Source organism: Sporosarcina sp. ANT_H38 (assembly GCF_008369195.1).
Classification (GTDB): Bacteria; Bacillota; Bacilli; order Bacillales_A; family Planococcaceae; genus Sporosarcina.
The window spans coordinates 1-2,952 of the sequence record NZ_VOBC01000014.1 but is presented as its reverse complement, the minus strand read 5'-3'; the positions used below and the strand labels follow the sequence as shown (position 1 = coordinate 2,952).

Annotated in this window: 1 rRNA gene; it reads right to left on the bottom strand. The window is 52.7% G+C overall.

Annotated elements, in window-relative coordinates:
- Positions 1–2,932, bottom strand: a 23S ribosomal RNA gene (locus FQ087_RS22190).
- Between the last annotated feature and the right edge of the window lie 20 nt (positions 2,933–2,952).

Here is a 2,952-nt window from a genome sequence, read left to right as displayed (position 1 = left end):
TTGGTTAAGTCCTCGATCGATTAGTATCCGTCAGCTCCACACGTCGCCGCGCTTCCACCCCAGACCTATCAACCTCATCTTCTTTGAGGGATCTTACTTACTTGCGTAATGGGAAATCTCATCTCGAGGGGGGCTTCATGCTTAGATGCTTTCAGCATTTATCCCGTCCATACATAGCTACCCAGCGATGCCTTTGGCAAGACAACTGGTACACCAGAGGTATGTCCATCCCGGTCCTCTCGTACTAAGGACAGCTCCTCTCAAATTTCCTGCGCCCGCGACGGATAGGGACCGAACTGTCTCACGACGTTCTGAACCCAGCTCGCGTACCGCTTTAATGGGCGAACAGCCCAACCCTTGGGACCGACTACAGCCCCAGGATGCGATGAGCCGACATCGAGGTGCCAAACCTCCCCGTCGATGTGGACTCTTGGGGGAGATAAGCCTGTTATCCCCGGGGTAGCTTTTATCCGTTGAGCGATGGCCCTTCCATGCGGAACCACCGGATCACTAAGCCCGTCTTTCGACCCTGCTCGACTTGTAGGTCTCGCAGTCAAGCTCCCTTATGCCTTTGCACTCTACGAATGATGTCCGACCATTCTGAGGGAACCTTTGGGCGCCTCCGTTACTCTTTAGGAGGCGACCGCCCCAGTCAAACTGCCCGCCTGACACTGTCTCCTGCCCCGATAAGGGGCATGGGTTAGAATTCCAATACAGCCAGGGTAGTATCCCACCAACGCCTCATCCGAAGCTAGCGCTCCGGAATCCAAGGCTCCTACCTATCCTGTACAGGCTGCACCGGAATTCAATATCAGGTTACAGTAAAGCTCCACGGGGTCTTTCCGTCCTGTCGCGGGTAACCTGCATCTTCACAGGTATTATAATTTCACCGAGTCTCTCGTTGAGACAGTGCCCAGATCGTTACGCCTTTCGTGCGGGTCGGAACTTACCCGACAAGGAATTTCGCTACCTTAGGACCGTTATAGTTACGGCCGCCGTTTACTGGGGCTTCAATTCGAAGCTTCGCTTGCGCTGACCTCTCCTCTTAACCTTCCAGCACCGGGCAGGCGTCAGCCCCTATACTTCACCTTGCGGTTTTGCAGAGACCTGTGTTTTTGCTAAACAGTCGCCTGGGCCTATTCACTGCGGCTCTCTCGGGCTTTAACACCCTACCAGAGCACCCCTTCTCCCGAAGTTACGGGGTCATTTTGCCGAGTTCCTTAACGAGAGTTCTCTCGATCACCTTAGGATTCTCTCCTCGCCTACCTGTGTCGGTTTGCGGTACAGGCACCTCCCGCCTCGCTAGAGGCTTTTCTTGGCAGCGTGAAATCAGGGACTCAGGGATAAATCCCCTTGCTATCACAGCTCAATGTTATAGAAATGGGATTTGCCTCATTTCACACCTCACTGCTTAGACGCGCATAACCAACAGCGCGCTCACCCTATCCTACTGCGTCACCCCATTGCTCAAACGGCGGGGAGGTGGTACAGGAATATCAACCTGTTGTCCATCGTCTACGCCTTTCGGCCTCAACTTAGGTCCTGACTAACCCTGAGCGGACGAGCCTTCCTCAGGAAACCTTGGGCATTCGGTGGAAGGGATTCTCACCCTTCTTTCGCTACTCATACCGGCATTCTCACTTCCAAGCGCTCCACCAGTCCTTACGGTCTAGCTTCGACGCCCTTGGAACGCTCTCCTACCACTGACATCTAAGATGTCAATCCACAGTTTCGGTGATTCGTTTAGCCCCGGTACATTTTCGGCGCAGCGCCACTCGACCAGTGAGCTATTACGCACTCTTTAAATGATGGCTGCTTCTAAGCCAACATCCTGGTTGTCTGGGCAACGCCACATCCTTTTCCACTTAACGAATACTTGGGGACCTTAACTGGTGGTCTGGGCTGTTTCCCTCTCGACTATGGATCTTATCACCCACAGTCTGACTCCCAAACATAAATCATCGGCATTCGGAGTTTGTCTGAATTCGGTAACCCGGGATGGGCCCCTAGTCCAAACAGTGCTCTACCTCCGAGATTCTTAAGTTTGAGGCTAGCCCTAAAGCTATTTCGGAGAGAACCAGCTATCTCCAGGTTCGATTGGAATTTCACCGCTACCCACACCTCATCCCCGCACTTTTCAACGTACGTGGGTTCGGGCCTCCAGTAAGTGTTACCTTACCTTCACCCTGGACATGGGTAGATCACCTGGTTTCGGGTCTACGACCCCATACTCTATCGCCCTATTCAGACTCGCTTTCGCTGCGGCTCCGCATTCTCTGCTTAACCTTGCATGGAATCGTAACTCGCCGGTTCATTCTACAAAAGGCACGCCATCACCCATTAACGGGCTCTGACAACTTGTAGGCACATGGTTTCAGGATCTATTTCACTCCCCTTCCGGGGTGCTTTTCACCTTTCCCTCACGGTACTGGTTCACTATCGGTCACTAGGGAGTATTTAGCCTTGGGAGATGGTCCTCCCGGATTCCGACGGAATTTCACGTGTTCCGCCGTACTCAGGATACACTCTGGAGAGAATGGACTTTCGACTACGGGGCTTTTACCCGCTGCGGCGGACCTTTCCAGGTCGCTTCGTCTAATCCATTCCTTTGTAACTCCGTATAGAGTGTCCTACAACCCCAGGAAGCAAGCTTCCTGGTTTGGGCTCTTCCCGTTTCGCTCGCCGCTACTCAGGGAATCGATTTTTCTTTCTATTCCTCCGGATACTTAGATGTTTCAGTTCTCCGGGTGTGCCTCGTTTACGCTATGTATTCACGTAAACGTACTGTCCCATTACGGACAGTGGGTTTCCCCATTCGGAAATCTCCGGATCAAAGCTTACTTACAGCTCCCCGGAGCATATCGGTGTTAGTGCCGTCCTTCTTAGGCTCCTAGTGCCAAGGCATCCACCATGCGCCCTTTCTAACTTAACCCTTTGGTTTTCAACAAGCTT